This is a genomic window from Bradyrhizobium sp., from assembly GCF_035570375.1.
Lineage (GTDB): Bacteria > Pseudomonadota > Alphaproteobacteria > Rhizobiales > Xanthobacteraceae > Bradyrhizobium.
Genome location: NZ_DATMLW010000025.1, coordinates 1 through 2,941, shown reverse-complemented (window position 1 = coordinate 2,941; position 2,941 = coordinate 1). Strand labels below are relative to the sequence as shown.

Sequence of the window (2,941 nt, the reverse complement as noted above, 5' to 3'; positions counted from 1 at the left end):
CGGTACTGGTATTGCGGCTGCGTCGCGTGCTCCAGCAGGTCGGCAAGCAAGGCTTGGGCTTCCTCTTCCGGAATTCCGACGATGCCCTCGGTGCGGATCGGATTGATGTAGATCGCCTTGCGGCCGCTTTCCGGGTGCGTGCGTACGATCGGGTGGGTGACCGCGTCGGGCACGCGGCTGCGGCTTTCCGAACCCAGCTCCATCAACTTCCGCGCGCTGTGGCGGCTCTGGTAGACATGGATTGCTTTCAGCCCGTCGAGACGGCGTTTGGTTTGTTGCGGCAGTTCGTCATAGGCGAGGCGCATATCGACGTACTGGGTATCGCCGCCCCGGTCGGGCAGGCTCACCGCATGCAGAATTGTGGCCTTTGGCGGGCGGGCCGCATTCGAGTGGTCGGTATGGTAGCCTTCGCCCGGAATGTAACGCCGTCCGTCGGGATAGAAATCGTGGTTCGAGATGTAGTGGACTAGCGGACATTCGGGCAAGGCAAAGCGCGAATTGTGCTGCGCGAAGGGCTCGCCGAACAGGCCGACTGCCTCGAGCAGTTGCTGGGGCGCCAGATGTTGGTCGCGAAACACCAGCACCGAATGCTCGACAAACGCACGATTGAGCCCGGCTTGCACGGCTTCATCGACGGGCTCGGTGAGATCGATGCCGCGGACTTCCGCTCCGGTATGCTCGGAAAGCAGAGCAATCGTGTGGCCCATCAGCCGGTTTCCATCGGCAGGCTCGGGTCGGTTGCCCATTCGCTCAGCGAAGCGTCATAGAGCCTGACGTTGGGATGCCCGAGCATGACCAGAGCGAGGGCATCGGCGCTCGCGGCAATGCCCCCGCCGCAATAGGTGATGACGTCTTTGTCGAAGGCCCCGATCGCCGCGAAGCGCTTGCGCAGTTCGCCGGCGGGCAGGAATTCGTTGGTCTTTGGATCGAGCAGATGGGCCGCCGGCAAATTGACGCTGCCTTTGATGTGGCCGGGCCTGCCGTAGCTGTTCCCGCCAGTGCCGGCGTGCTGCTCCGGCAGCAGCGCGTTGATCGTGCAGGCTCCGGCATCGCCGATCGCCTGCAGGACCTCCTCTTTGCCGACCATCAGCGGGCGCTGCTCGCGCACGACAAAATGTCCCGGCGGACGCACGTTCGCGGGACCGGTCTCGACCGGACGCCCTTCGCGGCTCCATTTCTGCCAGCCTCCGTTGAGCACCGCCGCGTTGTCGAAGCCGAAGACGCGCAGCATCCACCAGACCCGCGTCGCCCACCACGGGTTGGCTGTGCTGTAGAGTACGACGCGCGTGCCCTCTCCGACGCCAAAACCGCTCATCGCCGCGGCGAATGCCTCGGCGGAAGGCAGCATGAAGCGAAGGCGATGATTCTTGTCCGAGAGATCGCCCAGCAGATCGACGAACTGCGCGCCGGGGATATGGCCTTTTTCGAAATCAGCCCGGCCCGGCACGACCTGGTAGGTGATTTTCGGATCGGGAACGAGATGCGTCGTGCAGTCGAGTATGCGCAGCTCGGGGGCGTCGAGCCACTGCTCGAGCGCCTCGGTCTCGACCAGAAACTCGGGATGGGCAACGCCTTCGGTTGTGGTCATGCAACTCTCGCTCTGATTTGATGCTGACGCCGCGGCCTCGATTATGCCGCCATTACCGAGGGGGAAGCTGGCTGCAGTAAATCCTTGATCCCCTCATACACCGCCCGGACGATTTTCGGATGGGCACTGGCTCGCAAATGAATCATGTCATTAAAATCCTGACGGAAGTCATCCAACTTTTCCGTCTCAAATTCGGCGAACAAATCGACCATTCGTATGTTCATCTGCGACGCTGTCTCGCGAATTATGTCGTTTCGTTCCATAATATAGTTGAACCCAATGTACTGGTTCTTTCTGGAATAGGGCAAATCTCCGCAAAACGTGAACGGTTCTTCGGCATCACGGGATGTTAAATAGGATGAGAGATCTTGATCGGCTATCCGTCTGTTCAACGCTGTCGGCATTGTGAACAGAACGGTATTCCGCGTTTTTTCGATAAAATCAGTCAGAGCGGATCGAACGTTGCGATTGTCGGGGAGCGGATGCCAGCCGAGCATCAGAAGGTTCAGCTCGACCGCTCTCTGCTGGTTGAATTCGCGCGCCCGCCGCAGGATGTTCGTAAAGGGATCGCCCTCGATACCCCCGTTGAGAAATTGGTAGCCGGGAGCGAGGCTGTCGAGCAGGCACGGCCAGCCGCGACCGGCGCTGAAGACCACCGAATCCCCCCAGACCACGACTAATTTGCGCGTATCGTCAAGCGCGTCGCCCTTTAATCCGACCTCGTTGATCTCGAAATGGATCGACCCGTCGGCACCGACAAAGACAAGCCGCGGCCGCATCGCCTCAGTCTCATTGTCGTAATAAAGCAGCTTGCATGCAGCGTAGTTCAGTGTCAGGTGCACGGTTTTCACAGGCACCCTGCCAGCGCGTGCTCGAGGTTGGGGAACGCGGCTGAACTGCCGCCCTCCTTTTCGACAACAAAATCCTCGAGCACGAGGTAATCGATCCCAGAAGCGAAAAAAGTCTTCAACGCATCCGATGGGCTCGAGACGATCGGCTCACCGCGCAAATTGAACGAGGTATTGATCAGCACCGGCACACCGGTGCGTCGTTCGAAAGCCTCTAGGATCCGATAGAGGTAGGCGTTTTGCTCGGGTGACACGGTTTGCACTCTGCTGCTGCCGTCGACATGGGTGACGGCCGCCGTTTGCCCGGGACGCAGGGCTTTGTGAGTATAGAGCATGTACGGGCTTTCCGACATGCCGAGGGTCTCGAACCAATCCCGATAGGCTTCCTCTTTGACCACCGGAGCAAAGGGGCGGAATTCCTCGCGGAATTTGATCTTGGCGTTGAGGTGATCTTTCATCTCGGCACGCCGCGGGTCGGCCAGGATCGATCGCGCGCCGAGCGCCC

Annotated in this window: 4 protein-coding genes; all 4 read right to left on the bottom strand. The window is 60.3% G+C overall.

What is annotated here, in order from left to right; all coding sequences use genetic code 11:
* A partial coding sequence (locus VNX23_RS03265; protein WP_325627743.1) for a TauD/TfdA family dioxygenase occupies positions 1–707 on the bottom strand: 707 nt, incomplete at its 3' end.
* The gene (locus tag VNX23_RS03260; protein ID WP_325627742.1) at positions 707–1,588 is read right to left on the bottom strand and encodes a sulfurtransferase; all 882 of its coding nucleotides are present in this window, start codon (positions 1,586–1,588) and stop codon (positions 707–709) included. The genes VNX23_RS03265 and VNX23_RS03260, both read right to left, overlap by 1 nt.
* A gap of 41 nt (positions 1,589–1,629) precedes the next feature.
* Positions 1,630–2,439: a hypothetical protein gene (locus tag VNX23_RS03255; protein WP_325627741.1), complete on the bottom strand. Its 810-nt coding sequence runs from the start codon at positions 2,437–2,439 to the stop codon at positions 1,630–1,632.
* The coding region (locus tag VNX23_RS03250; protein ID WP_325627740.1) for a carbamoyltransferase C-terminal domain-containing protein at positions 2,436–2,941 on the bottom strand (506 nt) is incomplete at its 5' end. The genes VNX23_RS03255 and VNX23_RS03250, both read right to left, overlap by 4 nt.